25 protein-coding genes are annotated in these 25,814 nt (G+C 61.6%); 13 read left to right on the forward strand and 12 right to left on the reverse strand.

The genetic code is table 11. The features are described from left to right. The 4 genes from ACMHLQ_RS11495 to ACMHLQ_RS11510 are packed head-to-tail and all read left to right on the forward strand — an operon-like array spanning position 1 to position 4,331. Positions 1-744: an SDR family oxidoreductase gene (locus ACMHLQ_RS11495; RefSeq protein WP_415404936.1), complete on the forward strand. Its 744-nt coding sequence runs from the start codon at positions 1-3 to the stop codon at positions 742-744. Further along, a complete protein-coding gene (locus tag ACMHLQ_RS11500; RefSeq protein WP_415404937.1) occupies positions 741-2,540 on the forward strand; it encodes an IlvD/Edd family dehydratase in 1,800 nt (599 codons plus the stop codon). Before ACMHLQ_RS11495 ends, ACMHLQ_RS11500 begins: the two co-directional genes overlap by 4 nt. A 17-nt stretch (positions 2,541-2,557) precedes the next feature. Continuing rightward, positions 2,558-3,400, forward strand: coding sequence for a fumarylacetoacetate hydrolase family protein (locus ACMHLQ_RS11505; RefSeq protein WP_415404938.1), 843 nt, complete (start codon positions 2,558-2,560; stop codon positions 3,398-3,400). Further along, the gene (locus tag ACMHLQ_RS11510; RefSeq protein ID WP_415404939.1) at positions 3,393-4,331 is read left to right on the forward strand and encodes a 2-hydroxyacid dehydrogenase; all 939 of its coding nucleotides are present in this window, start codon (positions 3,393-3,395) and stop codon (positions 4,329-4,331) included. The genes ACMHLQ_RS11505 and ACMHLQ_RS11510 overlap by 8 nt, the downstream gene beginning before the upstream one ends. Positions 4,332-4,337: 6 nt before the next feature. On the opposite strand, the gene ACMHLQ_RS11515 is transcribed toward ACMHLQ_RS11510, so the two are convergent. Both ACMHLQ_RS11515 and ACMHLQ_RS11520 read right to left on the reverse strand, forming a co-directional pair. Then, the gene (locus tag ACMHLQ_RS11515; RefSeq protein WP_415404941.1) at positions 4,338-4,835 is read right to left on the reverse strand and encodes an SRPBCC family protein; all 498 of its coding nucleotides are present in this window, start codon (positions 4,833-4,835) and stop codon (positions 4,338-4,340) included. Then, complete coding sequence (locus tag ACMHLQ_RS11520; protein ID WP_415404942.1) at positions 4,828-5,181, reverse strand: ArsR/SmtB family transcription factor; 354 nt, start codon at positions 5,179-5,181, stop codon at positions 4,828-4,830. Before ACMHLQ_RS11520 ends, ACMHLQ_RS11515 begins: the two co-directional genes overlap by 8 nt. A gap of 54 nt (positions 5,182-5,235) precedes the next feature. Between ACMHLQ_RS11520 and ACMHLQ_RS11525 the strand changes: the two genes are divergently transcribed. Then, positions 5,236-6,324: a mandelate racemase/muconate lactonizing enzyme family protein gene (locus tag ACMHLQ_RS11525; protein WP_415404943.1), complete on the forward strand. Its 1,089-nt coding sequence runs from the start codon at positions 5,236-5,238 to the stop codon at positions 6,322-6,324. Positions 6,325-6,619: 295 nt separating this feature from the next. Here the strand turns inward: ACMHLQ_RS11525 and ACMHLQ_RS11530 are convergent, their stop codons facing one another. From ACMHLQ_RS11530 to gpmI, 3 genes are read right to left on the reverse strand one after another with little or no spacing between them, the layout of a single operon-like run. Next, positions 6,620-7,960, reverse strand: coding sequence for a S41 family peptidase (locus tag ACMHLQ_RS11530; RefSeq protein WP_415404944.1), 1,341 nt, complete (start codon positions 7,958-7,960; stop codon positions 6,620-6,622). 7 nt (positions 7,961-7,967) lie between these two features. After that, positions 7,968-9,101, reverse strand: a complete 1,134-nt coding sequence (locus tag ACMHLQ_RS11535) for a murein hydrolase activator EnvC family protein (protein ID WP_415404945.1) — start codon at positions 9,099-9,101, stop codon at positions 7,968-7,970. Next, positions 9,098-10,609, reverse strand: a complete 1,512-nt coding sequence (gene gpmI, locus ACMHLQ_RS11540; protein ID WP_415404947.1) for a 2,3-bisphosphoglycerate-independent phosphoglycerate mutase — start codon at positions 10,607-10,609, stop codon at positions 9,098-9,100. Before gpmI ends, ACMHLQ_RS11535 begins: the two co-directional genes overlap by 4 nt. 123 nt (positions 10,610-10,732) lie before the next feature. Between gpmI and ACMHLQ_RS11545 the strand changes: the two genes are divergently transcribed. Beyond that, entirely contained in the window at positions 10,733-11,239 is a 507-nt protein-coding gene (locus ACMHLQ_RS11545) for a DUF3291 domain-containing protein (RefSeq protein ID WP_415404948.1), read from the forward strand. A 122-nt stretch (positions 11,240-11,361) separates the two neighbouring features. Here ACMHLQ_RS11545 and ACMHLQ_RS11550 read toward each other — a convergent pair whose 3' ends face one another. Next, positions 11,362-14,334, reverse strand: coding sequence for an error-prone DNA polymerase (locus ACMHLQ_RS11550; RefSeq protein ID WP_415404949.1), 2,973 nt, complete (start codon positions 14,332-14,334; stop codon positions 11,362-11,364). Between the two features lie 203 nt (positions 14,335-14,537). Here ACMHLQ_RS11550 and ACMHLQ_RS11555 point away from each other — a divergent pair, with 203 nt between their 5' ends. The 3 genes from ACMHLQ_RS11555 (at position 14,538) to ACMHLQ_RS11565 (ending at position 15,915) form a co-directional block, all read left to right on the forward strand. Continuing rightward, positions 14,538-15,005, forward strand: coding sequence for a DUF1203 domain-containing protein (locus tag ACMHLQ_RS11555; RefSeq protein ID WP_415404950.1), 468 nt, complete (start codon positions 14,538-14,540; stop codon positions 15,003-15,005). A 68-nt stretch (positions 15,006-15,073) separates the two neighbouring features. After that, complete coding sequence (locus tag ACMHLQ_RS11560) at positions 15,074-15,253, forward strand: zinc-finger domain-containing protein (protein WP_415404951.1); 180 nt, start codon at positions 15,074-15,076, stop codon at positions 15,251-15,253. An 80-nt stretch (positions 15,254-15,333) separates the two neighbouring features. Continuing rightward, positions 15,334-15,915 (forward strand): DUF2459 domain-containing protein, encoded by a 582-nt coding sequence (locus ACMHLQ_RS11565; RefSeq protein WP_415404952.1) that lies wholly within the window; start codon positions 15,334-15,336, stop codon positions 15,913-15,915. Between the two features lie 8 nt (positions 15,916-15,923). Here ACMHLQ_RS11565 and ACMHLQ_RS11570 read toward each other — a convergent pair whose 3' ends face one another. Then, positions 15,924-16,673 (reverse strand): methyl-accepting chemotaxis protein, encoded by a 750-nt coding sequence (locus tag ACMHLQ_RS11570; RefSeq protein ID WP_415404953.1) that lies wholly within the window; start codon positions 16,671-16,673, stop codon positions 15,924-15,926. 104 nt (positions 16,674-16,777) lie between these two features. Between ACMHLQ_RS11570 and polA the strand changes: the two genes are divergently transcribed. Beyond that, the gene (gene polA, locus ACMHLQ_RS11575; protein ID WP_415404954.1) at positions 16,778-19,567 is read left to right on the forward strand and encodes a DNA polymerase I; all 2,790 of its coding nucleotides are present in this window, start codon (positions 16,778-16,780) and stop codon (positions 19,565-19,567) included. A 17-nt stretch (positions 19,568-19,584) separates the two neighbouring features. Then, entirely contained in the window at positions 19,585-20,007 is a 423-nt protein-coding gene (locus ACMHLQ_RS11580) for a hypothetical protein (protein WP_415404955.1), read from the forward strand. 247 nt (positions 20,008-20,254) lie between these two features. Here the strand turns inward: ACMHLQ_RS11580 and ACMHLQ_RS11585 are convergent, their stop codons facing one another. Both ACMHLQ_RS11585 and ACMHLQ_RS11590 read right to left on the reverse strand, forming a co-directional pair. Beyond that, positions 20,255-20,833: a hypothetical protein gene (locus tag ACMHLQ_RS11585; protein WP_415404957.1), complete on the reverse strand. Its 579-nt coding sequence runs from the start codon at positions 20,831-20,833 to the stop codon at positions 20,255-20,257. Between the two features lie 368 nt (positions 20,834-21,201). After that, the gene (locus ACMHLQ_RS11590; RefSeq protein ID WP_415404958.1) at positions 21,202-21,939 is read right to left on the reverse strand and encodes a hypothetical protein; all 738 of its coding nucleotides are present in this window, start codon (positions 21,937-21,939) and stop codon (positions 21,202-21,204) included. Positions 21,940-22,230: 291 nt separating this feature from the next. Between ACMHLQ_RS11590 and ACMHLQ_RS11595 the strand changes: the two genes are divergently transcribed. Beyond that, entirely contained in the window at positions 22,231-22,863 is a 633-nt protein-coding gene (locus ACMHLQ_RS11595) for a hypothetical protein (protein ID WP_415404959.1), read from the forward strand. A gap of 443 nt (positions 22,864-23,306) precedes the next feature. Here ACMHLQ_RS11595 and ACMHLQ_RS11600 read toward each other — a convergent pair whose 3' ends face one another. From ACMHLQ_RS11600 to ACMHLQ_RS11610, 3 genes are all read right to left on the reverse strand, one after another. Then, entirely contained in the window at positions 23,307-23,534 is a 228-nt protein-coding gene (locus tag ACMHLQ_RS11600) for a DUF2798 domain-containing protein (RefSeq protein ID WP_415404960.1), read from the reverse strand. Between the two features lie 75 nt (positions 23,535-23,609). Further along, complete coding sequence (locus ACMHLQ_RS11605; protein ID WP_415404961.1) at positions 23,610-24,362, reverse strand: hydroxypyruvate isomerase family protein; 753 nt, start codon at positions 24,360-24,362, stop codon at positions 23,610-23,612. Positions 24,363-24,397: 35 nt separating this feature from the next. Next, entirely contained in the window at positions 24,398-25,099 is a 702-nt protein-coding gene (locus tag ACMHLQ_RS11610; protein WP_415404962.1) for an SDR family NAD(P)-dependent oxidoreductase, read from the reverse strand. A 295-nt stretch (positions 25,100-25,394) separates the two neighbouring features. On the opposite strand from ACMHLQ_RS11610, the gene ACMHLQ_RS11615 reads away from it, so the two are divergent. Next, positions 25,395-25,805: a hypothetical protein gene (locus ACMHLQ_RS11615; RefSeq protein WP_415404963.1), complete on the forward strand. Its 411-nt coding sequence runs from the start codon at positions 25,395-25,397 to the stop codon at positions 25,803-25,805. Positions 25,806-25,814: the final 9 nt, after the last annotated feature.

The following is a 25,814-nucleotide window of genomic DNA, read 5'->3' on the forward strand; positions in this document are numbered from 1 at the left end:
ATGGGCCGTTTAGACGGAAAGCGCGCGCTTGTGACCGCGGCAGGCCAAGGGATCGGCCGCGCCAGCGCCGAGGCGATGGCCGCAGAAGGGGCGCAGGTCTTTGCCACGGATGTGAATGCCGACCTGCTCGCAGACATGCCCGCAGGCATCGAAACCTTTGAACTCAATGCGATGGACGCCGACAGCATTGCCGCAGGCGTCGCCCGTGCGGCACCGGATGTGCTGTTCAACTGCGCAGGCTTCGTACACCACGGCGACGTGATGACGGCCACGGATGACGAATGGGACTTCGCCTTTGACCTCAACGTGCGCTCGATGTTCCGCACCATGCGCGCGGCCCTGCCCGGCATGGTCGACCGCGGCACCGGGTCGATCATCAACATGTCGTCCGCCTGCTCGTCCGTGATCGGCGCGCCCAACCGGTTCATCTACGGCACGACCAAGGCCGCCGTGATCGGCATGACCAAATCGGTCGCGGTCGACTACGTCACCAAAGGCATCCGCTGCAACTGCATCTGCCCCGGCACGGTCGAAAGCCCCAGTTGGCACGACCGGGTCAAGGCGCTGGGCGAACAGGTCGGCAGCTACGAAGAAGCGCTCAAACAATTCGTGTCACGCCAGCCCATGGGCCGCGTGGCCACCGCACAGGAAATCGCGGCACTGGTCGTCTACCTCGCCAGTGACGACAGCGGTTTCACCACAGGACATCCCCACATCATTGACGGAGGCTGGTCAGGCCAATGACCAAGAAAATCGGAATAGAAGACCTGCGCTCGCGCAAATGGTTCATGAACCCGGACAACCCGGAAATGACCGCACTCTACCTCGAACGCTACCTGAACTACGGCCTGACACGGGAAGAGCTGCAATCAGGCAAGCCGATCATCGGGATCGCGCAGACCGGCAGCGACCTCAGCCCCTGCAACCGCCACCACATCGAACTCAGCAAACGCGTGCGCGACGGCATCATCGCCGCCGGCGGCACGTGCATCGAAATCCCGGTGCACCCGATCCAGGAAACCGGCAAGCGCCCCACGGCCATGCTGGACCGCAACCTCGCCTATCTCAGCCTCGTGGAAACCCTGTTCGGCTATCCGCTGGACGGTGTCGTATTGACCATCGGCTGTGACAAGACCACGCCTGCCCTGCTGATGGCCGCCGCCACGGTCAACATCCCGTCCATCGCCCTGTCGGTCGGCCCGATGCTGAATGGCTGGTTCCGGGGCAAGCGTACCGGCTCCGGCTCCATCGTATGGCAAGCCCGCGAAATGATGGCCAAGGGCGAGATTGACGAGGAAGGGTTCATGGAACTCGTCGCCTCCTCCGCCCCCTCGGTCGGCTATTGCAACACCATGGGCACGGCGACCACGATGAACTCTCTGGCCGAAGCGCTTGGTATGCAACTGCCCGGCGCCGCCGCCATCCCCGCCCCCTACCGCGAGCGTGGGCAGATCAGCTACGAGACCGGCAAGCGCATCGTTGACATGGTGTGGGAAGATCTGCGGCCCTCCGACATCATGACGCGCGAGGCGTTCGAGAACACGATCGTCATCAACTCCGCAATCGGTGGGTCGACCAACGCGCCCATCCACCTCAATGGCATTGCCAAGCACCTCGACGTGCCGCTGACCAATGACGACTGGCAGAACGTGGGCCACGACGTGCCCTTGATCGTCAACATGCAGCCCGCAGGTGAATATCTGGGCGAGGATTACCAGCACGCAGGCGGTGTGCCTGCCGTCATCGGCGAGTTGATCGCCGCCGACATGCTGCCACACCCCGACGCAATCACCGCCAACGGCAAGACGATGCGCGAGAATTGCGGCAATGTCCGCTCCGAAGACAACAAGGTCATCCGCACGGTCGCAGACCCGATGAAGGAACACGCGGGCTTCATCAACCTCAAGGGCAACCTCTTTGACAGCGCGATCATGAAAACATCCGTGATCTCGCCCGATTTCCGCGCGCGGTATCTGTCCAACCCCGACGATCCCGAAGCGTTTGAGGGCCGTGCCGTTGTCTTCGACGGCCCCGAGGATTTCCACCACCGCATCGACGACCCGGCCGAGAACATCGACGAAAACTGCATCCTGTTCATGCGCGGCGCGGGCCCCAAGGGCTATCCCGGCGGGGCCGAGGTCGTGAACATGCGCGCGCCCTCCTATCTGCTGAAAAAAGGCATCGACGCGCTGCCTTGTGTTGGTGACGGGCGGCAATCGGGCACCTCTGGCAGCCCCTCGATTCTCAACGCCTCGCCCGAGGCGGCGGATGGCGGCGGGCTGGCGCTCCTGCAAAACGGCGACCGCGTGCGGATCGACCTCAAGAAATGCACCGCCGACATGCTGATCGAACCCGCGGAACTCGCCGCACGCGCCGTCGCGCTGGCCGATGCTGGCGGCTACGGCACGCCCGACAGCCAGTCACCATGGCAGGAGATTTTCCGCGACCGAGTGGGCCGCTTTGACGAGGGCATGACGCTGCGCGGCGCTGCCGACTACCAGGACATCTCGCGCAGGCACATGCCACGCGACAACCACTAAGCAAGGAATTTGAAGACATGAAATTGGTACGCTACGGCAACCCCGGCCAGGAAAAGCCTGGCCTCATCGACGGCGACACGGTCCGCGACCTGTCCGGCGAAATCGACGACATCACCGGGGCCACGCTGGACGACGCGACGCTCGACAGATTGCGCGCACTCGACCCCGCCACCCTGCCCGAAGTCTCCGGCGCCCTGCGCCTCGGCCCCTGCGTCGGCAACTTCGGCAAGTTCCTGTGCATCGGCCTCAACTACTCCGACCACGCCGCCGAAACCGGGGCCGACATCCCCGAACACCCCATCCTGTTCTTCAAGGCGAACTCGGCCATCGTCGGCGCACATGATGACGTGGTTATGCCGCGCGGCTCCACCCACACCGATTGGGAGGTCGAACTGGGCGTGGTGATCGGCACCACCGCCAAATATGTCTCCAAGGAAAACGCGCTGGACCACGTCGCAGGCTACTGCATCGTCAACGACGTCTCCGAACGCCACTACCAAACCCAACTGACGGGCCAGTGGACCAAGGGCAAATCCTGCGACACCTTCGGCCCGACGGGTCCGTACCTCGTCACACGCGACGAAATCCCCGACCCGCAAAACCTCGCCATGGCGCTGGATGTGAACGGCAAGCGGATGCAGACGGGCAACACCGCCACCATGATCTTTACCGTCGCCGAAATCATCGAACACCTCAGCGGGCTGATGACACTGCACCCCGGCGACATCATCACCACCGGCACGCCTCCGGGCGTCGGCATGGGGATGAAACCACCCACCTACCTGAACGTCGGCGACGTCATGGAACTCGAAATCGAAGGGCTGGGCCGCCAGCGCCAGGAGGTAAAACAAGATGCCTGATCTGCTGCAAATCGGTGGGATCACCGACGCCATGCGCGACCGCCTGACGCCCCATTTCACGATCCACAAACTCGGCGACGGCGACTACCCCGCCGACGCGATCACCCACATCGCGACCAACGGCCACGATGGCGTGCCCGCCGACATCATGGCGGCCTGTACCAACCTCAAAATGGTCAGCGGCTATGGCGTGGGCTACGATGCGGTCGACACCGACGCCGCCGTGGCGCGCAACGTGATCGTGACGCACACGCCCGACGTGCTGAACGCCGAGGTCGCCTCGACCGCCGTCATGCTCATGCTCACCAGCTTCCGCAACTTTCTGGCCGACGAGGCGCACGCACGGTCGGGTGCATGGGAACGCGATGGCAACGCACCGCTCTCGCGCAGCGCGGACAACCGGCGCGTCGGCATCCTCGGCCTCGGCCGCATCGGGCAGGCCATCGCGGACAAGCTGGCGCCGTTCAACCCCGACATCCACTACCACACCCGCAGCCAAAAGGACGTGCCTTACACCTATCACGACACGCTCAAAGGCATGGCCGAGACGGTCGAGGTGATCATCTGCATCACTCCCGGCGGCCCCTCGACCAACAAGATCGTCAATGCCGAGGTGATGGAGGCGCTTGGCCCCGACGGCACGCTGATCAACGTCTCGCGCGGCTCCGTGGTGGACGAGGAGGCGATGGTCGCCGCCCTGCAATCGGGCAAACTCGGCTACGCCGCGCTTGATGTGTTCGAGGCAGAGCCAAAGATCCCCGACGCGCTCAAAACCATGTCCAACGTGGTGCTGTTGCCCCATGTCGGGTCGGGCACGCATGAAACGCGCGCGGCCATGGGCGACCTTGTGGTCGACAACCTGATCGACCACCTCAAGACGGGCAAGGTGCGCACCCCGGTGCCGGAATGCGCGCACCTGAACCCGGCTTAGGGCACGTCAGCCCGCCTGCAACTCGGCAAGGATTTCGTCGATGATCGCGAAACCACCTTGCCAGCCGCCGCCCATCTTGCCCACCATCTCGGCAAAGGCGGCGGTTTCGGCTGGCGTCGCTTCGAACGGTTCCCAGACCAAGGTCAGCAATGTCTTGTCGCCCTCATCTGCAAACGTCACGGTGGTCAGCACCTGCCGGGGCCAGTCCGGCATCATCGGGTTGGCAATTGCGGCCCATGCGGCATCGGCAGACGACTGGACAAAGACCAGCCGTTCCTCGGCGACGACATCCTGAAATGTCATCACGCTCAGATCGCGCATGCCCCGCATCGCCATCTCGTTGCGCCATGTGCCACCGGGGCGCAGATCATAGCTGCGGATTGTCGTCTCGCATCCCGGTCCGTACCAGCGGTGCAGCAGTTCGGGGTCCGTCCATGTCCGCCAGACCAGCGCGCGCGGGGCATCGAACCGCCGTTCCAGAACGAGTTGGGGTGTGTCAGTCATGGCCCTGGTCCTTCTCACTTGCTTTCAATTCTTCGAGCAGCTTGTCCAACTGCCCGAAACTCTCTGTCCAGAACGCCTCGAACCCGGTCAGCCAGCCGACGGCATCGGCCATGGGCTGCGCCTTGAGGCGCGCGGGGCGCTTTTGCTGGTCCACGTCGCGTTCGACCAATCCGGCCTTTTCCAGCACCTTGAGGTGGCGCGAAATGGCCGGCTGGCTCATGTCGAAAGGCGCGGCAATCTCGGTCACCGATGCCTCTCCCTCTGCCAGGCGGCGCAGGATGGCCCGGCGGGTCGGGTCCGCGAGGGCGCCGAAAATCTCGTTCAATGCGTCTGGTGATTCTTCCATAACACATACGTTATATAACTATTACCTTACGCACAACCCAAGGAAGGTCGGCCCATGACCAAAATCACCAATGTCACTGCCCGCCTGTTCGAGGTCCCGCTGGATGAGGTGCTGGTGGACGCCAAACATGGCGATCACTTTCACTTCCACCTGATCACGGCCACGGTCACGCTTGAGGATGGGCGCACAGGCACCGGCTACACCTACAATGGCGGGCGCGGCGGGCACGCAACGGCCGCCATGATCACCCATGATCTGGCCCCGTTTCTGATCGGTCAGGACGGCGACAATGTCGAGGCGCTGACCGACGCGATGGACTGGCACATGCACTATGTGGGCCGGGGCGGCATCCTGTCCTTTGCCCTGTCTGCCGTCGACATCGCGCTGTGGGATGCGCGGCTGAAAGGGGCCGGGCAGTCTCTGGTGCAGGCGGCAGGCGGCGCGTCGGACCGGTGCAGATGCTATGCGGGCGGCATTGATCTGGGCTTTGACCTGCCCAAGCTGCTCGACAGCATCCAGACCTACCTCGACCGCGGGCACAACGCGGTCAAGATCAAGATCGGGCAACCGACCGAGGCCGAAGACCTCGCGCGGATCACCGCAGTGCGCGACCTGATCGGCCCCGACATCACCTTCATGGTCGATGCCAATTACTCGATGACCGTGGATCAGGCGATTTCCATGGCCAACGCGTTCAAACCGCTCGACATCACCTGGTTCGAAGAGCCGATCGTCCCCGACGCCTTCGAGGATTACGCCACCATCCGCAAGGCCACCGGCGTGCCCGTGGCGCAGGGCGAAAACCTGCACACGATGTTTGAGTTCGAACGCGCCATGCCGCATGTGGATTTCATCCAGCCCGATGCCTCGAACTGCCTCGGGATAACCGGTTGGTTACAGGTCGCGAAAATGGCGCAGGATGCGGGCGTGCCGGTGTGCAGCCACGGCATGCAGGAATTGCAAGTCTCGCTGGTGTCCAGCCAACCCCATGGCGGATGGCTCGAGGTGCACAGCTTTCCCATCGACCGCTATACGACGCGGCCCCTGGTGGTGCAGGATCACCTCGCCGTGGCGCCGGATGTCCCCGGCATCGGCGTCACCTTCGACTGGTCACAACTCACCCCGCACGAAGTCACGCTGTAGGGTGGGCACTCTGCCCACCACGCCCGTGAAAATTAACGCAAACGCAACACAGGTTAACGGCCCACAGTTCCTTAACAAAACATGACCGCACATCGCGGTTTTGGCCGACGCAAAAACGTACAGTTTCTACATCAATCTGCGCAGAATCGCGAAATCACCCCCAAAACCGCCCGTTTCAGCAGGCGCAAAATGCACAGTTTCACTGCCAAAATGCGCAATTCACCCCCAAACGAAAAAGCGCACGGTAGGTTAACCCCACCGTGCGCCCCGTTCACACCGCTCAAACGCGGATATGTTAGTCAGTCGGCCCCAACGCGTTCAGACCCTTGAGGATGTCGATGGCATAGGCCAGCTGATAATCCTCTTCGCGCAGCGCTGCTGCCGCCTCGGCCTTGGCACGATCTTCCTCGATCTGGCGGATCTCATCTTCGCTCAGCGAGTCGTTGTTCAGGCTGCCACGCAGGTCCGCTTCGGAGCGTTGACCAACCGCGCTCGCGGGCTCATCCTCTTCCTCTTCAACGGGGCGGCGGCGGGGCTGTTCCACCACGATGTTCGGGCTGACACCCAGCGACTGGATCGACCGGCCCGAGGGCGTGTAGTAGCGCGCCGTGGTCAGGCGCATCGCACCCTCGCCGCGCAGGGGCATAACCGTCTGCACGGAGCCTTTGCCAAAGCTCTTGGTGCCCACGACGATGGCCCGGCGGTGATCCTGCAGCGCACCCGCCACAATCTCGGAGGCCGAGGCCGAACCGCCATTGATCAGCACCACGATCGGCTTGCCTTCGGCGAGATCACCGGGCGTTGCGTTGAAGCGGTCGCCATCTTCGGGGTTACGGCCACGGGTCGACACGATCTCACCCTTCTCGAGGAAGGCGTCGGACACACGGATCGCCTGCGTCAGCAGACCGCCCGGGTTGTTGCGCAGATCAAGGACAAAGCCGTTGACCGCGTCCATCCCGCCAAGGCCATCCACCTCTTCCTTGAGCTTGGAAATCAGGTTGGGTGTCGTCTTGTCGTTGAAGGTGGTCACGCGCAGCACTACGGTGTCGCCCTGGGTGCGACTGCGCACCGCCTGCAATTCGATGGTGTCGCGGATGATAGACACATCAAAGGGCTCGGTTTCGCCCTCGCGCACAACGGTGATGATGATCTCGGACCCGACCGGCCCGCGCATCCGCTCCACCGCCTCATCGAGGGTAAAGCCGAGCATGGAATCGCCATCCACATGGGTGATGAAATCGCCCGCCTCGATACCCGCTTCGGCGGCGGGCGTGCTGTCGATGGGCGAGACAACTTTGATAAAGCCTTCTTCCTGCGTGACCTCGATCCCGAGGCCGCCAAACTCACCGCGCGTCTGCACCTGCATCGCGGCGGCATCGTCAGGCGACAGATAGCTCGAGTGCGGATCAAGCGAGGTCAGCATGCCGTCAATGGCCGCCTCGATCAGCTCACCGGGTTCGACATCCTCGACATACTGGCTGCGAATGCGCTCAAAGATGTCTCCAAACAAGTCCAGCTGCTCGTAGACGCTGGCATTGTTGGCGCTTTCCTGCGCCAGCAACGGGCCTGCGATCTGGGTTGTGGCAATCACACCCGCAAGGGTGCCGCCAATGGCTGCCATAGCAAATTTTTTCATTTCCTGCTTATCCATCCTTGTCGGTGCCAAACCACGTCAGGGGGTCCAACGGCACGTTATCCTGTCTGACTTCTATATAGAGCGTTTCCGAGGCCGCAGCGCCACCCCCTTCACCACCTGTTGACAAGGCTGTGCTGTCGCCCTGCCCCGGCAAACCGCCCATAAGGCCCAAAGGGGTGCCTGCTGCGATGATTTGCCCCGTCTCTCCATAGGTCACACCCATCCCGGCCAGTACGATCATCGTGCCCGGGCGCGGCTCGACTATGGTCACGTTGCCAAAGTCCAGCAAGGGCCCGACATAGCGCAGCGTTGCCGCCGTGGGCGAGGTCACCAGCGCACCCGGACGGGTGGCCAGCAAGATCCCCGGGCGCGTGATACCAGCTGCATCGGGCTCTCCGGCACGGCGCAGGATCAAACCCCGCGCAGGCAGCGGCAACGTGCCGATCCGGTCGTCAATGCTGGGCGGAGTCCAGCCCGCATCGTCCGTCGCGATGTTGGCCAGCCCGGTCGAAAACGCATCCAGCGTCTCGGACGAGGCAATCAGGATCGCGGTGCGCACCGGGTCTTCGGTAAAGCGCACGGGCAGATCGGTGCGGTTGGCCATCGCCTGGTTGAGGGCGGCGCGGGCGGTCTGCACTTCGCCCAGGCCCTTTTGCAGTTGCGCGGCGGCCTGGTCCTGCAACAGGCGCAGCGATTCCACATCCGACAGATCACGACGCAGCCGTTCGGCGCGCTGGTTCAGCGCAGGCGTCAGCTCCGCCAGCAGCATGCCCGCGCGCGCCGTGCCATTCGGACCGCCTGGATGCAGGAAGGCCGTCGGTGCCTGGCCAGGTGTCAGGGTCTGAAGAACCGCCAGCAACTGCGCGATCTCTGCATCCCGCGCGTTCAACTGCCCGCGCAACTGCGTCTCGCGGATCGCGGCGCGGCGCAGGCCCGCCCGCATCGCTGACAGGCCCGCCTCATAGGCTTGCACGGTTTGGGTCAGGGCGCGCACCCTGTCGCGGGCACTCTCCGCCTCGCTCAACTGGATCGACGCCGCCTCGAGCTGTGCGCCCGCATCCCGCGCCAGCGCGCCCGCGTCCTCTTGGGCGGCCAAAGGTGCGGCGATCAAACACAAGGCGATGGCAACGAGGTACCTCATGTAATCAGGCTGTGCCCCGTCATCTCTTCGGGCTGGTCGAGCCCCATAAGCTGCAGCACCGTGGGGGCCAGATCGGCCAGCCGCCCGTCTTTCATCTCTCCCTCGGCACCGACCAGCGCGACGGGCACCAGGTTGGTCGTGTGCGCCGTGTGCGGGGCACCGGTGTCGGGGTCGATCATGGTTTCGCAATTGCCGTGATCGGCAGTGACGATCATCGCCCCGCCTGCGGCCTCAAGCACAGGCAAGACGCGGCCCAAGCCTGTGTCCACGGCCTCGCAAGCGGCAATGGCCGCCTCCAGATCGCCGGTGTGGCCGACCATGTCCGGATTGGCATAGTTCACAACGATCAGGTCATACCCCGCCTCGATTGCCTCGATGAAACGGTCTGTGACCTCGACCGACGACATCGCCGGCTGCATGTCATAGGTGGCCACGCTGGGCGATTTGGGCATGGCGCGGTCTTCGCCCTGCTCGGGCTGTTCCTCGCCACCGTTCAGGAAAAAGGTGACGTGCGGGTATTTCTCGGTCTCGGCCAGTCGGAACTGGCGCAATCCAGCCTTGGCCACCCACGCGCCCAGCGTGTTGATGATCTCGGGCTTGGGATACATCGTGGTCATGTAGGCGGCGTGATCCTTGGAGTAATCCGCCATCCCCATCAAACCCGCCCAGTCCGGCCGACCCTCGGGGGCAAAGGCGTCAAAGCCCGGATCACCCAGCGCCGCCATGATCTCGCGCGCGCGGTCGGCACGGAAGTTCAGGCAGAACAGCCCGTCCCCATCCTTGGCCCCCTTGTAGCCGTCCATGACCGTGGCCGGGATGAATTCATCCGTCTTGTCATCGGCATAGGCGTTCTCGACAGCGTCCCTCGCGGTGGTCGTCACGGGGCCGTCCGCACGGGTGATCGCGGCATAGGCGGTTTCCACGCGGTCCCAGCGATTGTCCCGGTCCAGCGCGAAATAGCGCCCGCTCAGCGTGACGATGCGCGCGCCTGCGGGCAGGGCCTCGCTCAACTCCGTCAGGTAGTCGAGGGCCGATTTCGGGGGCACATCGCGCCCGTCGGTGATTGCGTGGATCAGCACGTCCAGCCCCGCATCGGTGCAGGCCTTGGCGGCAGCAACCATGTGGTTGAGATGCCCGTGCACGCCGCCGTCTGACACGACGCCCATCAGATGGGCGCGTCCGCCCTTGTCCTTGATCGCGGCGATCCAGTCGACCAGACGCGGGTTGTGGAAAAAGCTGCCCTCTTCAATCGCCAGATCGATCTGGCCAAGGTCCATGGCAACCACACGACCCGCGCCGATATTGGTATGGCCCACCTCTGAATTGCCCATCTGCCCGCGCGGCAGGCCCACATCGGGGCCGTGGGTGATCAGCGTGGCGTGGGGGCAGGTGTCCATGATCCGGTCAAAGGTCGGCGTGTTGGCCAGAGCGGGGGCGTTGCCCTCTTCCTCATTGCGCAGTCCCCAACCATCGAGAATGCACAGAACAACGGGTTTGGGTGCGGACATCTGGGCAAAGACCTTTGATTGCAGCGTTTGGCGACTTCTACCGCGCCCGGTGCGCATATGGAAGAACGGTTGCCTTACCATGCGCCGCATCTAGGGTGGGTGCAGAAAATCGGGGGGCACATCATGAGCGAACATATGCTGGTACACCTGAACGTGGTGCGCCCCATCGGCCCGTTCGATATCTCGCACCCCAACGCGCAATACTTCTTTGGGCAGTTGCCCAAGGTGTTTGCGCAGGCCCGTGAAGATGACGGGATGTACTGGCACAACCACGGCGCCCGCACGGCGGATGGCCAGTATCTCGAGATGGACGGGCTGATCGCGCACCGGTCGGACAGGACAGAGGACAACCTGTTCATCCTGACAATGGCGGGCTGGCGGGATGTGGCGGCCATGCACCGCTTTGCCTATCGCGAACCGCTGCACCGGGACGGGATGAAGGCGCTGCGCGACTGGGTGGACCGGTCGCAAGGGGCGACGATGGTGTTGTGGTGGGCAAAACGCGGCACGCGCGTGTCGCTGGACGAGGCATGGGAGCGGTTGCAGATGCTGCGCGAAAATGGCGTGTCCGAACAAGCGTTTACACTGCAGGAACGGTTTCCGCCTCCCGACCAGCGAAACGGAGACTGACTCAGTCTCCGGCTGTTTTCCGACGCGGAAAACTGCACAGCACCAACAGTTGCGCACCTGGAAAATGCGCCATTTTCCAGCCGTTTTCCGCGTCGGAAAACGTTCCACTCATTCCGGGCCCCTCAATCCGGGGTGCCCCGTGTGAAACTGATCTTGGACAAATCCGGTGCCGCGCGCGCATCCTGTGCAACCTGGGCCGGCACGGCCCCCGGCGTCAGGATATGGCGCAAAAGCGCCACGGGATGCGCGCGCAGGGTCAGGCGGGTCGAGACGTAATCCTCGACCACCTCTTCGCCCAGCGTCATCTCGGGCAGCAACGCCGCAGGCTCATCCACCACCTCGCCGTCGATATCCGCAGCAAACAGGGGCAGGCCCGGCCCCGGCGCCAGCGCCTTGGCCTCCCACAGGGCGTCTCGGCGTCCCGTGCCGATGGCGGCAAAACCGTCCGCCTCGGCCAGACGCACCAGCACATTCGGCCCCAACCCCGCCCGACGCCACACATCGCGCACCGATTGATAGCCGTTGCCACGGGCGGCGGTGATCCAGGCCGCGTCCTCCTCGCTCAGCCCCTTGATCTGGCGAAACCCCAGGCGCAGGGCCAATCCACCCTGCCCGTCCGGCTCCATCACGTTGTCCCAGAAGCTGGCATTGATGCAGATGGGGCGCACCACCACACCGTGCTCGCGTGCATCCCGCACGATCTGGGCGGGCGCGTAAAACCCCATGGGCTGCGCATTCAGCAGCGCACAGGCAAAGATGCCGGGATGATGGCACTTGATCCAGCTCGAGGCATAGACCAGCAGCGCGAAACTGGCCGCGTGGCTTTCGGGAAAACCGTAAGAGCCAAATCCCTCGATCTGGCTGAAACAACGCTCCGCAAAATCGTCGTCATACCCGTTCTTGCGCATGCCCTTCAGAAACAGGGTGCGGAATTCACTGACGCTGCCGTGCTTCTTGAACGTCGCGAGCGAGCGGCGCAAACGGTCCGCCTGATCAGGGGTGAACCCCGCGCCGACAATGGCGATCTGCATCGCCTGTTCCTGAAACAGCGGCACGCCCAGCGTCTTGCCCAGCACCTGGCCCAACTCGTCCGAGGGAAAACTCACCTCCTCCTCTCCATTCCGGCGGCGAATATAGGGATGCACCATGTCGCCCTGGATGGGGCCCGGGCGGATGATGGCAACCTCGATCACGAGGTCATAGAAATTGCGCGGGCGCATACGCGGCAGGAAATTCATCTGCGCCCGGCTTTCCACCTGGAACACCCCGATGCTGTCGGCCGCGCACAGCATGTCATAGACGCGCGGATCCTCGGGCGGCAGCGTGGCGAGGGTGTAGTCGCGCTGATGATGCATCCTGAGCAGATCGAAAGCCTTGCGGATGCAGGTCAGCATCCCGAGGGACAGCACATCAACCTTGAGGATGCCAAGCGAGTCGATGTCATCCTTGTCCCAGCAGATGACGGTGCGGTCCTCCATCGTGGCGTTCTCGATGGGCACCAACTCGTCCAGCCGCCCCTCGGTGATGATGAACCCGCCCACATGCTGGCTGAGGTGGCGGGGAAAGCCGTTGATCTCATACACCAGCTCAATCGTCTGTTGCAGGCGGCGGTCGCGGAAATCGAGGCCGATCTCGGCCATCCGCTCCGCCTCCAGCCCCTTGGTGGAAAAGAACCCCCAGAGCTGCGAGGACAGCGCCGAAATGGTGTCTTCGCTCAAACCCATGGCGCGGCCGACCTCGCGGATGGCCCGCTTGCCCCGGTAATGCACGACCGTGGCGCACAGACCCGCGCGGTGACGGCCATAGCGTTCATAGATGTGCTGGATCACCTCTTCGCGCCGCTCGTGTTCGAAATCGACGTCGATGTCGGGCGGCTCGTCCCGGGCCTCGGACACGAAACGCTCGAACACCATGGTGCCCATCTCGGGCGAGACGGACGTGACGCCAAGGCAATAGCAAACCACCGAATTGGCCGCTGATCCGCGCCCCTGGCACAGAATGCCCCGGCTGCGGGCAAAGTGGACGATGTCGCGCACGGTCAGGAAATAGGGTTCGTATTTCAGCTTGGCGATCAGGGTCAGTTCGTGGCGCAGCAGGGTCTGGGCCTTGTCCGGGGCACCTGCGGGATAGCGCCATTTCAGACCCTCATAGGCCAGCCGTTCCAGCCGCTGACCGGGGGTTTCATCCTCCGTGATCTCGGACGGGTATTCATAGCGCAACTGGTCGAGGGAAAAGTCGAGGCGGGCGGCAAGCGCGCCCGCGCGGTGCACGGCCTCCTCGTGCCCAGCAAAGATGCGCAACATCTCGGCCTGCCCCCGGAGCCGCCCCTCACCATTGCTGAGGGCAGCGCGGCCCAGCGCGTCGACCCGGCATTTGAGGCGCACCGCGCAAAGCACATCCGCCAGTTTGCGCCGCGCCCCATGATGCATGCGCGGCCCGGCCGAGGCCATGGTGGGCAGGCCCAGCCGGTTGGCCTGATCGGTGATGCGGTCAAAGCGCTGCGTGTCACGGCCATCATAACGGGGCACCATCATCACATGCATTTTCCCGCCAAAGCGGCGCGTCAGCCGCTGCGCTGTTTGCGTCCAATCACCCGCGCCGCCCGGCACCCCCTGCGCCTGTGGCCAGAGCAACAGGTGCAGACCGCGCGCAAATTCCTCGAGGTCTGCGAGTTGCAAATCACACTGCCCCTTTTCCGCCCGCAGCCGGCCGGCGGAAATGATACGACACAATGATCGCCACCCCTCGCGGTTTTCCGGCAGCACCGTGATCGGGGGCGCATCGGAAAAGACCAGGCGCGCGCCCGGGATCAGCCGCGGCGTGACGTTCAGCACCAGATGCGGCGGGTCGGGGATGTGATCGGGTTTCGGCGGGCCAATCAGGCCATAGGCCCGGTCAAACGCGCGCCGTTCCTCGACCATGCGCGCGATGGCCTTGGCCTCGGTATGCGCGCGCACGATCCCCGCCACCGAGTTGTCATCGGCGATGGCAATCGCCTCCATCCCCAAAACGGCGGCACGGTTCATGTATTCCTCGGGGTGGGAGGCCCCGGTGAGGAAGGTGAAATTCGAGGTGATCGACAGTTCGACAAACATTGGATTGGCAGATTCGGCAGCGGCAGGCCGCCAGTATATTCACTTTTTGTTCTCATTTGAACTGCCCGTCTTTTCTGGGGGCTCTGCCCCCGGCCTGCGGCCTCCCCCGGGATTTTTTCAGAACAGAGAAGGAAGCGGGTTGCGCAAGGTTCGGGTCGAGTGGTCCGCCCGATGCAGGCAGGATGCGGGAAAGGAGAGATGACATGACAACATTCACTGCCCTGCCCACCGAAACCGCCGCCGCCTATCGCGCGGGCGCACCGGACGCCTTTGGCAACCCACCCGAGCGTACACGCAGCACCGGCCCCGGCAACCCATGCCGTCACTGCCTGTGCAACATCCCCGAAGGAGCCGAAATGCTGGTGCTGGCCCACAAGCCGTTTCAAGGCACGCACCCTTACGCCGAGGTCGGACCCATTTTCCTGTGCGCCGAGGACTGCGCACGCGGCGGCGGCACCGATCTGCCCGAGATTTTCACCACCTCGCCCGACTACCTGATCAAGGGCTATTCGGCAGAGGATCGCATCGTCTATGGCACGGGTGCCGTGACACCCACACCCGAGATCGCGTCGCGTCTGGATGCGATATTCGCCGATCCAGCCGTCGCCTACATCCATGTCCGTTCGGCCCGCAACAACTGCTACCAGGCGCGGGTCGACCGCGGCGACTAGGCTCTTGTCTGACCGCCCGCCTTGGCCCATAACAGCGCCTGCACTGCGCCACAGCCAAGGACCGACACATGCCCATCGACGCGCCCGAAATCAAATATGTCGACAGTCACCGCGTGGCCTGTGACGGGGGCGAAGGGGCGCTGGGACACCCCCGCGTCTGGCTGCAGATCCCCGAAGACACCGGCTGGGTCGAGTGCCCGTATTGCGACTGCAAATACATCCACCGCGAGGGTGAGGGCAGCGCCTGATCCGCTGGGTCACGCGCGGCCTGATCGGCCTGTGCGTTCTATGCCTCGCCTATCTTGGTGCTGCAGCCATCGGCGGCCTCGTGTCGAACGGGGTCAAGGCGCAGCATGGTCCGCGAGACACCGTGACCGTGCTGTTGATCAATGGCCCCATTCACTATGACATCCTGCTGCCCGTCCACGTGGTACGGCACAACATGCCCTGGCTTGCCCAGCACGGCATTGCGCTGGATCATCCGGATGTGCATTGGGTGCTGTTCGGTTGGGGCGCGCGGGATTTCTACACCTCGACCGGCAGTTACGCAGACGTGTCACCCCGTGCGATCTGGCGCGGGATAACCGGCGACAGCGCCGTCATGCGTGTCAGCGTGGCCGGGGCGCTGGGTGGCACGTGGCCTGCGGTCGAGGCGGACGCCGATCAACTGGCCCGGATGCTCGATGGGATCACCGACAGCTTTGCACAGGGCGCGGCCACGGCGGCCCTTGATCACCCCGGCTTTTCCGAGTTTGACCGTTTCTTTGCCGGCAAGGGGCGGTTTCACCTGTTCAACACCTGCAATGTCTGGATCGGCGACATGATGCGCCGGGCCCGCATCCGCTTTGGTGCGTGGACACCTACGCCCTACGCGGTCACGCTGGCAACGCATCGTTATCACCCGCCCTGATGCAACCGCTAATCCTGCATGACCGAGCGGATCAGCGCATCGACCTTGTCCTGCACCTGCGCATTGGCCTGTTCGATCTTTTCCGACAGTTCCCGGATTTCCGACGCGATGATGGCAAAGCCGCGCCCCTGTTCGCCCACATGCGCCGCCTCGATCGAGGCGTTGATGGCGATCAGGCCGACATTCTGTGAAATGTCACTGATCTCGCTCAGCGCGGCCCGCGCCTCGGTGCCCGTGTCCTGGGCTGTAGCCTTGCGTGCGTGGCGTTCGTTGTGCAGATCGGCGCTCAGCCCGTTGACCAGCTTGGCAAAGTGACGATTGAAGTCGGTGGCCGCAAACCGGGTCACCTTTTTCATGTGATCGACAGTGTTGGTGCCAGCCTTGTAGTTCTGCGTCAGGCCGGTGATCGCCTCGACAAAGCGGCGCATTACATCCACGCTGTCGGGCATGGTGCTGGCCGATTGGCGCAACCAGTCGAGCGCATCGCGATCAATGCCGGGTTCCGGCCCACTGCCGGTCAACAGGCGCAGTGCGATCTGTAAACCGGGCAGGGCGCGGTCAATGCCCGAAATCACGGTTTCCTCGTCCGTCTCCATCTCTTTCACAAGGCCCAGCGCGCAATACAGCGCCACGCGCGCCGAATGCGAGCGCAGCATATCGACCGCCCGCAACAGCTCGATCCGGGCGGCGACCCCCGTGGCCCCGGACTGCTGACCCAAAACGTCAGTAATATCGCCCAATGTCGTGTTCATGTTCATGCCCGCGACACTGCCAAAAACTGCTTAACAAACGCTTGTGCTTTCCCCCTTTGGGGATTCATGGCACATCATCCGAACACGCATATCTCAGGGGAGCACAGCACATGGCGTTCGACAAAGGGTGTCACCTGCATCTGATCGACGGCTCGGCCTTTATCTTTCGCGCCTATCACGCGCTGCCGCCCCTCACGCGCAAGTCCGATGGGCTGCCCATCGGGGCTGTCAGCGGGTTCTGCAACATGCTGCACCGCTATGTCGAAGGGAACAACGGCCCCGATGCCCCCACCCACGTCGCCGTGATCTTCGACAAGGGCAGCCACACGTTCCGCAACGACATGTACGACCTCTACAAGGCCAATCGCGAGGCGATGCCCGAAGACCTGCGTCCGCAAATCCCCCTCACCCGCCGCGCGACCGAGGCGTTCAACATCGCCTGCAAGGAGAAAGAGGGATACGAGGCCGACGACATCATCGCGACCCTTGCCGTGCAGGCCCGTGCCGCCGGTGGGCGCGTCACGATCATCAGTTCTGACAAGGACCTGATGCAGTTGGTTGGTGACGGGGTCGAAATGCTGGACGCGATGAAGAACAAGCGCATCGACCGCGACGGGGTGCACGAAAAGTTCGGCGTTTACCCCGAACGCGTGGTCGATGTGCAGGCGCTTGCCGGTGACAGCGTCGACAACGTGCCCGGCGCGCCCGGGATCGGGGTCAAGACGGCCGCCCTGCTGATCAACGAATACGGCGATCTCGATGCCCTGCTGGAACGCGCGGGCGAAATCAAGCAGCCCAAGCGCCGCCAGACCCTGATCGACCATGCCGAGCAGATCCGCCTGTCCCGCCGCCTGGTGCAACTGGACGAAGAAACCCCGCTCGACTTCACCCTCGACGACCTCGAGGTGCGCGACCCGATCCCGGATCAGCTGATGCCGTTCCTCGCCGAGATGGAATTCCGCACCCTGACCAAGCGCATTGCCGACCAGCTTGGCATCGACGCGCCCGAGATCAAGGAACCCGCCGCCCCCGAGGCCGCAGATGCCCCCGAAGCGCCGAGTTTCGAGGATGCCACCTACGAACACGTGCAGGACGCGGCCGCGCTGCAAACCTGGATCGACCTGATCTATGAACGCGGCTATGTGGCCGTCGATACCGAAACCACCGGCCTTAACGAAATGACCGCCGGGCTGGTGGGTATCTCGCTGGCGGTGAACCCGGGCCACGCCTGCTACATCCCCCTCACGCACAAACAGGGTGGTGATGATCTGTTCGGCTCCGATGACCTGGCCGAGGGGCAAATGCCGCTGGAGGCAGCGCTCGAGATGCTGAAACCCGTGCTCGAGGATGACAGCATCCTCAAGATCGGGCAGAACATGAAATACGACGCCAAGATCTTTGCCCAGATCGGCATCACCGTCGCCCCCATCGATGACACCATGCTGATGAGCTATGCGATGCACGGCGGGCTGCACAATCACGGCATGGACACGCTGTCCGAACGCTATCTGGGTCACACACCGATCCCGATCAAACCGCTGCTCGGCTCGGGCAAATCGGCGAAGACCTTCGACCAGGTTCCGCTTGAGGATGCGGTGAAGTACGCCGCCGAAGATGCCGATATCACCCTGCGCCTCTGGCAGCAGTTCAAGCCGCAACTCCACCGCGCGCAGGTCACCAAAGTCTACGAAACCCTCGAAAGACCCATGGTGCCCGTGCTGGCCGCAATGGAACGGTCGGGCATCAAGGTCGACCGCGATACGCTGTCGCGCATGTCCAACGCCTTCGCGCAAAAGATGGCCGGGCTCGAGGATGAAATCTACGAACTCGCGGGGCGCAAGTTCAACGTCGGCTCGCCCAAACAGCTTGGCGAAATCCTGTTTGACGAGATGGGGATCGAAGGCGGCAAGAAGGGCAAGACCGGGGCCTACGCCACCGGCGCCGACGTGCTCGAGGACCTTGCGACGGAACACGAGCTGCCCGCCCGCGTGCTGGATTGGCGGCAGCTGTCGAAACTGAAATCGACCTATACCGACGCGCTGCAGGACCACGTCAACACGGACACTGGCCGCGTGCACACGTCCTACTCCATCGCAGGGGCGTCCACGGGGCGGCTGGCCTCCACCGACCCCAACCTGCAAAACATCCCGATCCGGACCGAGGAGGGGCGGCGCATCCGCGAGGCGTTCGTGGCCGAGCCGGGCAAGACGCTGGTTGCGCTGGACTATTCCCAGATCGAACTGCGCATTCTCGCCCACATCGCCAAGATCCCCGAGCTGAAACAGGCCTTTGACGACGGGATCGACATCCACGCGCTCACCGCCTCGGAAATGTTCGACGTGCCGCTGGACGAGATGACGCCGGAGATCCGGCGGCAGGCCAAGGCCATCAACTTTGGCGTGATCTACGGCATCTCGGGCTTTGGCCTCGCGCGCAACCTGCGCATCCCGCGCGGCGAGGCGCAGGGGTTCATCGACCGCTATTTCGAACGGTTCCCCGGCATCCGCACCTACATGGACGACACCAAGGCGTATGCCAAGGAACACGGTTATGTCGAAACCCTGTTCGGGCGGCGCATCCACACGCCCAACATAGGGGCCAAGGGCCCGCATGCCGGCTTTGCTGCCCGCGCCGCCATCAACGCCCCCATTCAGGGCACGGCAGCCGACGTGATCCGACGCGCCATGATCCGCATGCCCGCCGCCATCGACGGGATTCCCGCCGCCATGCTGTTGCAAGTGCATGATGAACTGTTGTTCGAGGTCGAGGACGGCGCGGTTGACGATCTGATCAGCGCGGCGCGCGACGTGATGGAAGGGGCCGCCGACCCGGTGGTGCATCTGGACGTGAAGTTGACGGTGGATGCAGGACAAGGGCAGAATTGGGCAGAGGCGCATTGACCCCAAGGAGGCCGACGATGTCCATGATGCCCGCACCCGACGACCTGAGTTTCCGTGACCGGTTCGAAGCGGGGCTGGTCCCGCCCGCCGACTTCAACCACCGCGCTCACCTGCTGCTTGCCTATGTCTACCTCTGCGAAGGGCCGGTGGAACATGCGATGCCCCGGATGCGCGCAGCGATCCAGGGCTTCCTGAACCGCAATGGCGTACCGGACGGCAAATACCACGAAACGCTCACCCGCTCGTGGCTGATGGCGGTGGCCTATTTCATGGACAAGGCGCACCCCGCGACGTCCTTCGACCGCTTCCTGCGGCAAGACGCGCGCCTGCTCGACACACAGATCATGTTGACGCACTACCGCAAGGACACGCTCTTCTCAGACGCCGCGCGCGCCGCTTTCGTTGCACCGGACCTGCATGCGATCCCCGCAGGGGCGTGAGTTTAGGTGCTGGGCGAACACGCATGTAGTGCGGGTGAAAGAGGGTTAGGGGTGGCGATCACCTCTTGATCAGCTGATGACGGAACGCTGGGCTTCTTGCGACCATTCGAGTTGAGCGAGGTAGTGACCACTGTCAGCCCGAAGCGGACGTCCAAAGGGGTCATTCATTGCTTGGACAATTCAGCCTGACAACGCGCGCAGCCAATAAGCTTTCATCGCACTCTTGGTTCTGCCACAGCATAGACTGCTACGCGTCTAACCATTTCCACGCTATCGCGCCAAGGTAGTTTCCGCTTTCGACCGCGTTCACGGTAATGCGTTTTGGACCGTAACCATCGGCTTTGCGGAACTTCCGGTACGCTCTTCGGTTTCTGGCAAGCCTGACCAAGCCGGACAGGGTAAGTACCAAGAACTCGCCCTCACCCTTCAATGGGAGAGTATCCACGCTCTGCCAGCCCGAAGCCAAAGCCTCCTCTACCATCTGGTACGGATTGCGACGCTTTGGAAGTGAGTGTTTCAATAGAACATGTCCCTTTTCTAATGCATGGAACATAGTTGTCCCAATGCGCGCGCACAATCCGGGGTTACCTGACAGACCAGTTTGGCCGAGCCCAGCCCGAAGCGGTCGTTGAGGCAGCGCAACAGACGCATTAACAACAGCGAAACAAAGGAGCGATTCCGGTGCGAGAAAAGGTTGTCTTTTCTGCAACTCTTTTTTGGGGATGTTGCTCCTCCCCCTGAGTTGCAAAACTTCAAAACGTTCTTTGTTCTTTGCGCTGTTGTTGCGGCCATGTTCCTTACAGGCTTTTTCCGAAGGAAGTGACAATGGAGTTCGGTACCGGCATTCGATGCTTTTGGTCGGTTGACCCGGCCAACCCAAAGCGGACGTTCATCTGCGGATCCTGTGACGACGGATTGCGGACCAGTCCGTCATTCAAAATTTTGTTTCTTTTCCGATAACTGGTTCAAGCCAAACTCTGATTCTCTCGTAGAACGCCAAGACACAGCCAGTGAAGACCACACCGAGGATGTCCCAGAGAGTTACGTTCTCTTGGAAAAAGGTCGCGACAACTATGATCACGAAGATAGCTATTTTTGCACGTTTCGTCATCGGTGGGTAGTCTAACAGCATTTCACTGATTTAAACACCTCATGGTTCCTCGGCAGCCCGAACCGGACATTGGTTCTGACGGTTTAGTTCCAACCGAAAACCACTCCATAGCTTAAGAGAGCGAAGACACGAAGTGTTGGAAACGCCAAAAGCAAGAAGCCAAGAAGAAAGAACGAAGAAATCCAGACGCGCACCTTGTACATAGTGAAATTCAGCGCTCGAAATCTCATGTACGCAACGTCCTTTGCTAGCTTTGGCGCAACATCAAATACCGGAATTGTCATGGGCCATACCACTCGTGGATTCGACCAAAGCATGTGTGCAAAATCTGTGAAGTCCAGGTAGCCCGTCGACATCATTACTTCTGGAAAACCGTCATCTGTATCGTGCTCGCCATGATCTGCCGTTGTGTAGAATTCTTCCATCAAGGCATGAAAATCGCTTTCAAGTTCCCCAGGGTAATTGGGGTTGTCCCAAGACTGCTCATCGTCAATTTGAGCATGATGTAGATCCAAAACCTCTCGAAAATTGGCTTTGGCTAGGACTGGCGTTTCGGTTGAAGTGGCCTGAGAAACGAAAAACTGCTGATTTGGTTGATCTTGTATTTCCTTTGGGCAAAAGGCTGTGAACAATAGGGATGCTATGCCCAAGCTACAAAGGCCAAAATACGTGAAGTAGAGATTCGACGCCGAGATCTCATTGTCTGCGGTTTCACCAATGTCCGACTTCAGAAATTGAGGAAACTGAAAGACCACTTCGGTCTGTTCGTTGAAAAGCAGAAAAATTCCGATTAAAGGCACCAAGGTAGTCAAGCGTACCATGGGAGTTGTTCCAAGCTTAGCAAGCTGAGACCAGGTAACAATTCTGGACAGTTTGACGTGCCTTGTTCCCATTTTTGTAAGTCTCATCAACCGTTTTTCTCCGCCAAGACACCCATTTGCTGTTGGTGTCATCCCCTGCCAAAAACCGGTTCTGTGGGGTGTCAAAACATCAGTTTAGTGTATGCTAAAGCTTGTCAACCGAGTGGATGCAACAGGGCGGTGCCGGCCTCGACAATACTCGTCGTAAGGGCGATCATAAGCATGAAAAGGAAGTAATGGCCATTTTGCTTTATGGTCAGCATCGCCAGAGAGGTTCCTGATGTGGAGAAACATGGTGGTCAAAGAAATGAAGGACCTACGGAAGTTCTTGTTTGTATCGTTGGTGATAGTTACGGACAGCCGAACGGACTAAGCGAGGAGCAACAGTACGAAGTCTTCAAATCGCATGTCGAGAGGGAATTCTCCAAAACGTTTGAGGAAGTCGACGTTGCTCCCGGATATTCAGTTCCGGCGTTCGCAACGATCGTTCAAGTATTGTCTGATTATTGGCCACTACTTGTTGCAACCTTCTTCCTGGCAAAGCCTGTAGCAGAAAATCTGGAGGTTTGGGGAACTGTCGCCAAAGGTGTAAGGAAGTTCTTTACAAGATCCGACGTTGTTTTGGGTAGGAATGCGGCAGCAGCGTTAGCACTAGAGGCTGTCTTTGATGACATGGACGGCATCCCAAAGACGCTCGTATGTACTCGATATTTCTGGCGAGATCGAAGGTTCGAGGAAGAAGACCTCTCTGGAGATAAAGTAATTCAGGAAGGGCCTAGAACCGAGTACCTCAGCATGGCCATTCATTTCTTCAGAATTCGCGCTGATGGGGTCGAGTTCGAAGTTAAAGTGGACGGCAAGTCTGTCCAAACAAAAAGGATCTAGGTCCAGTGTGATTAGGCCGGAGCGAGTAACAGCACGATACATCAATGTTTAAGCCAATTCGCAATTTTGCAAAATCCGCTTCCTGCGCAAAGCCGTCTTAAGTTCGAGCCTGTCGCGTACCGGGTGGGTGACGAACGCACCTGCTACCGTATCTCGACACACAACCTGAATTCGGTGTGACCCGCCCCGAACAAGACCGCGTTCACGCACCAACGATGTGGTCCCTTCTGCGGCAGCGGGCCTGCGCGCCTCTTCTGGCGGCACCCCCCAAAATCCCGCATTTCATGAAAACCGCGCCCCGTCGCGCACCATGGTGCGTTTCGCATGGTTAACATCGGCCACCAGACCGTGCGCAGCGATAACCGCTTGATACAGCGCCGAAATCACAAACGGATTGATATCTCGTATACCCGGCGAACAGCCTGTCCCCGCGGGGACACATCCTAGTCAGGGCGCGTCATGGCCGCCACGAGGCGACGTGCAAGGGGTGCTACGAACAGCACAATGGGAAAGGCGACGGCCCAACTGGGCAGCCATCCCCCGACCCACTGGCCCAGAAACCCGGGCACGAGGCCGATGGCCAGCACGGTCGAAATGCCGGACACCAGAAACGACATCATCCCGCTCAGCAGGAAACCAAAGGCGATGTGGGCGTAGCGGGCAGGGATCATGGGCGGCTTTCCTGTAACTCTCGGCCCAGACCTAGTGTCGCTGTGCAGAACTGAAAAGTGCACAGGCGCACAGCCTTACCGCATCCAGCCCAGCCCGCGTTCGGTATGGCCATTCGGGGTGTATTCGGCGCTGACCCAACCGTCATACCCGCTTGCATCTATCGCGTCGAACAGGGCGGGAAAGGGAACCTTGCCGGTGCCCGGTGGCGTGCGCCCGGGCGAGTCGCCGATCTGGATGTGGCGGATCAGCGGGCGCATGGCCTGAAACGTGCCCAGCGCATCGCCGGTCATCTCTTGCGCATGGTAGCTGTCGTATTGCAGGCCCAGATTGGGGGTGTCCACCGCCTCGATCACCTCGGCGGCGAGGTCAAAGCTGGACATGAAATAGCCGGGCATCGCGCCCTCGTTCAAAGGTTCAAGCGTCAGGCACAAACCGTCCGGCAGGTTGGCGGTGGCCCGCCTGAGGTTGGCAATCAGGGTTGCCTTGGCCTCAGGGCCGCTGGCGTCCCCGCTCATCACATGGATCAGTCCCGCGCCCAGCGCTTGTGCATAGCGCACGGCGCGGCGCATGTCGTAGTCAAACCGCGCTTCGCCCCCCGGAATGGCCGCAAAGCCGCGCGGGCCGCCGGTGTAATTCGGGCCCGGTGCGTTCAACAGCACCATCTCCAAGCCGTTGCGCTGCAACGCTTTTAGCGTGTCGGGCGCGGGTACTTCATAGGGGAACAGCACCTCGACGCCGGTGAACCCTGCCTCGGCCGCGGCATCGAACCGGTCGAGATAGGGCAGCTCGGCCCACAGATGTGTCAGGTTGGCAGCAAATCGCGGCATATGCGGAACCTAGCCCGCACCTTGCCGCTGCGCCATCAAAAGGTCTCGACCCAAGGGCGCAGTGTCAGTTCGTTGCTCCAGGTCGAGCGGTGCTGGGCGATCAACTGCATATAGGCAGTGGCGATGGCGTCCGGGTCCAGCATCTTGTCGGTGCCGTCATCGATGCGTTCGGTGCGGGCCGTGTTGGAAATGCCGCCGTCGATATTGACCCAGGCCACATGGATGCCCTTGGGGTGCAATTCGCGGGCCATGGACTGGGCAAGGCCGCGTTGGGCGAACTTGCCCATGGCAAAAGGGGCGGACTGGGCAAAGCCCTTCACCCCCGCCGAGGCACCGGTAAAGAGGATGGTGCCGCGGCGCCCGTCCTGCTCGGCCTGGGTGAGCATGATCCGCGCGGCGGCCTGCCCCATCAGGAACGACCCGAATGCGGTGATTTCAATGGCGCGCCGCACCTCTTGCGCGTCCAGATCGGTGACCGGGCCACGCTGACGGGCGGAGGGGTTGTAGATGGCAACGCTTAACCGATTGTTAAGACTTTCGAACAGCGCATCGACAGAGGCCGGGTCACTGCCGTCGAGGGCGACCGTGCGGGCACCGGTTTCAGCGGCGAGGTCGGCCAGCTTGTCCGTGTTTCTGGCGCCCAGAACCAGATCATGCCCGCGCGCGTGCAATTGTCGGGCAAGAGAGGCCGACAGGCCGCTGCCTGCCCCGATGATAAGAGCGGTGCCTTGGGTCATGAGGTGTCCTCCGGTTGGGGCGCGGTTTGTCCGCCTTGGGAGAGGATGCAAGAGAACAGAGGAGAGAGCCAGCGGAGGAGATGCACATCTGGTGTGCAATGCTTGGCAGTTGGTTGGTGTTGGGTGTGTCGGGAGGGGGTTTTGGGAAGTTTGTTAGAGGCTGCTTCGAGCCCAACGTACTAAAATGCCGCTAGATGGCGAACGGCGGCTTTACTTTGCCCAACCTGATCGGCGATCATCATGGCACGGAGCGAGAAGCTATTTTGAACCAGGTTGCAAGAAACATGCGGACAACATGATATTCGAATCAAATGATCCAAACATCGCGCTGGCAGCGCTAGAGATGTCAATGAGGATCGATGATTTCAGCGTTCAATTCGCACATAAAAACGACGTCCATTTTTGGCTTAGATTTGAAGACTTCAATACTCCAGATGTCGTGATTTCTGATTTCTTCTTTGGGGAACTTTCAGATGGTGAGTTGGCATTGATTCTGGAAAGCGCAGTTAGATCTTTGGATAACTCGGCTACGGAAAAACTCATCTTTTTTGATATAGAGCCGGGCAGAATTACCGATACCAGAATGGAGAACTTAAGAATTTCTACGATCGTGGACCAAGCAGCCGCACTGAACGCACAGCTCGTAACCGCGATTTCTGAAAAAATCGAAAGAGGCAAACGAAACCTGGTTTTCAAGTTAAGCTGAGTAATGACC

Source organism: Tateyamaria algicola (assembly GCF_047715485.1).
In the GTDB taxonomy this organism is placed as follows: domain Bacteria; phylum Pseudomonadota; class Alphaproteobacteria; order Rhodobacterales; family Rhodobacteraceae; genus Tateyamaria.

Bases quoted from the DNA above. Each gene is read 5' to 3' on its own strand.
- ACMHLQ_RS11605 (WP_415404961.1), bottom strand. From the start codon at position 24,362: ATGCCGCGATTTGCTGCCAACCTGACACATCTGTGGGCCGAGCTGCCC.
- gpmI (WP_415404947.1), bottom strand. From the start codon at position 10,609: ATGTCCGCACCCAAACCCGTTGTTCTGTGCATTCTCGATGGTTGGGGA.
- ACMHLQ_RS11525 (WP_415404943.1), top strand. From the start codon at position 5,236: ATGACCAAAATCACCAATGTCACTGCCCGCCTGTTCGAGGTCCCGCTG.
- ACMHLQ_RS11615 (WP_415404963.1), top strand. From the start codon at position 25,395: ATGATATTCGAATCAAATGATCCAAACATCGCGCTGGCAGCGCTAGAG.
- ACMHLQ_RS11500 (WP_415404937.1), top strand. From the start codon at position 741: ATGACCAAGAAAATCGGAATAGAAGACCTGCGCTCGCGCAAATGGTTC.
- ACMHLQ_RS11590 (WP_415404958.1), bottom strand. From the start codon at position 21,939: ATGGTACGCTTGACTACCTTGGTGCCTTTAATCGGAATTTTTCTGCTT.
- ACMHLQ_RS11535 (WP_415404945.1), bottom strand. From the start codon at position 9,101: ATGAGGTACCTCGTTGCCATCGCCTTGTGTTTGATCGCCGCACCTTTG.
- ACMHLQ_RS11510 (WP_415404939.1), top strand. From the start codon at position 3,393: ATGCCTGATCTGCTGCAAATCGGTGGGATCACCGACGCCATGCGCGAC.
- ACMHLQ_RS11555 (WP_415404950.1), top strand. From the start codon at position 14,538: ATGACAACATTCACTGCCCTGCCCACCGAAACCGCCGCCGCCTATCGC.
- ACMHLQ_RS11520 (WP_415404942.1), bottom strand. From the start codon at position 5,181: ATGGAAGAATCACCAGACGCATTGAACGAGATTTTCGGCGCCCTCGCG.
- ACMHLQ_RS11495 (WP_415404936.1), top strand. From the start codon at position 1: ATGGGCCGTTTAGACGGAAAGCGCGCGCTTGTGACCGCGGCAGGCCAA.
- ACMHLQ_RS11600 (WP_415404960.1), bottom strand. From the start codon at position 23,534: ATGATCCCTGCCCGCTACGCCCACATCGCCTTTGGTTTCCTGCTGAGC.
- ACMHLQ_RS11505 (WP_415404938.1), top strand. From the start codon at position 2,558: ATGAAATTGGTACGCTACGGCAACCCCGGCCAGGAAAAGCCTGGCCTC.
- ACMHLQ_RS11580 (WP_415404955.1), top strand. From the start codon at position 19,585: ATGTCCATGATGCCCGCACCCGACGACCTGAGTTTCCGTGACCGGTTC.
- polA (WP_415404954.1), top strand. From the start codon at position 16,778: ATGGCGTTCGACAAAGGGTGTCACCTGCATCTGATCGACGGCTCGGCC.
- ACMHLQ_RS11530 (WP_415404944.1), bottom strand. From the start codon at position 7,960: ATGAAAAAATTTGCTATGGCAGCCATTGGCGGCACCCTTGCGGGTGTG.
- ACMHLQ_RS11570 (WP_415404953.1), bottom strand. From the start codon at position 16,673: ATGAACATGAACACGACATTGGGCGATATTACTGACGTTTTGGGTCAG.
- ACMHLQ_RS11610 (WP_415404962.1), bottom strand. From the start codon at position 25,099: ATGACCCAAGGCACCGCTCTTATCATCGGGGCAGGCAGCGGCCTGTCG.
- ACMHLQ_RS11545 (WP_415404948.1), top strand. From the start codon at position 10,733: ATGAGCGAACATATGCTGGTACACCTGAACGTGGTGCGCCCCATCGGC.
- ACMHLQ_RS11550 (WP_415404949.1), bottom strand. From the start codon at position 14,334: ATGTTTGTCGAACTGTCGATCACCTCGAATTTCACCTTCCTCACCGGG.
- ACMHLQ_RS11560 (WP_415404951.1), top strand. From the start codon at position 15,074: ATGCCCATCGACGCGCCCGAAATCAAATATGTCGACAGTCACCGCGTG.
- ACMHLQ_RS11515 (WP_415404941.1), bottom strand. From the start codon at position 4,835: ATGACTGACACACCCCAACTCGTTCTGGAACGGCGGTTCGATGCCCCG.
- ACMHLQ_RS11595 (WP_415404959.1), top strand. From the start codon at position 22,231: ATGGTCAGCATCGCCAGAGAGGTTCCTGATGTGGAGAAACATGGTGGT.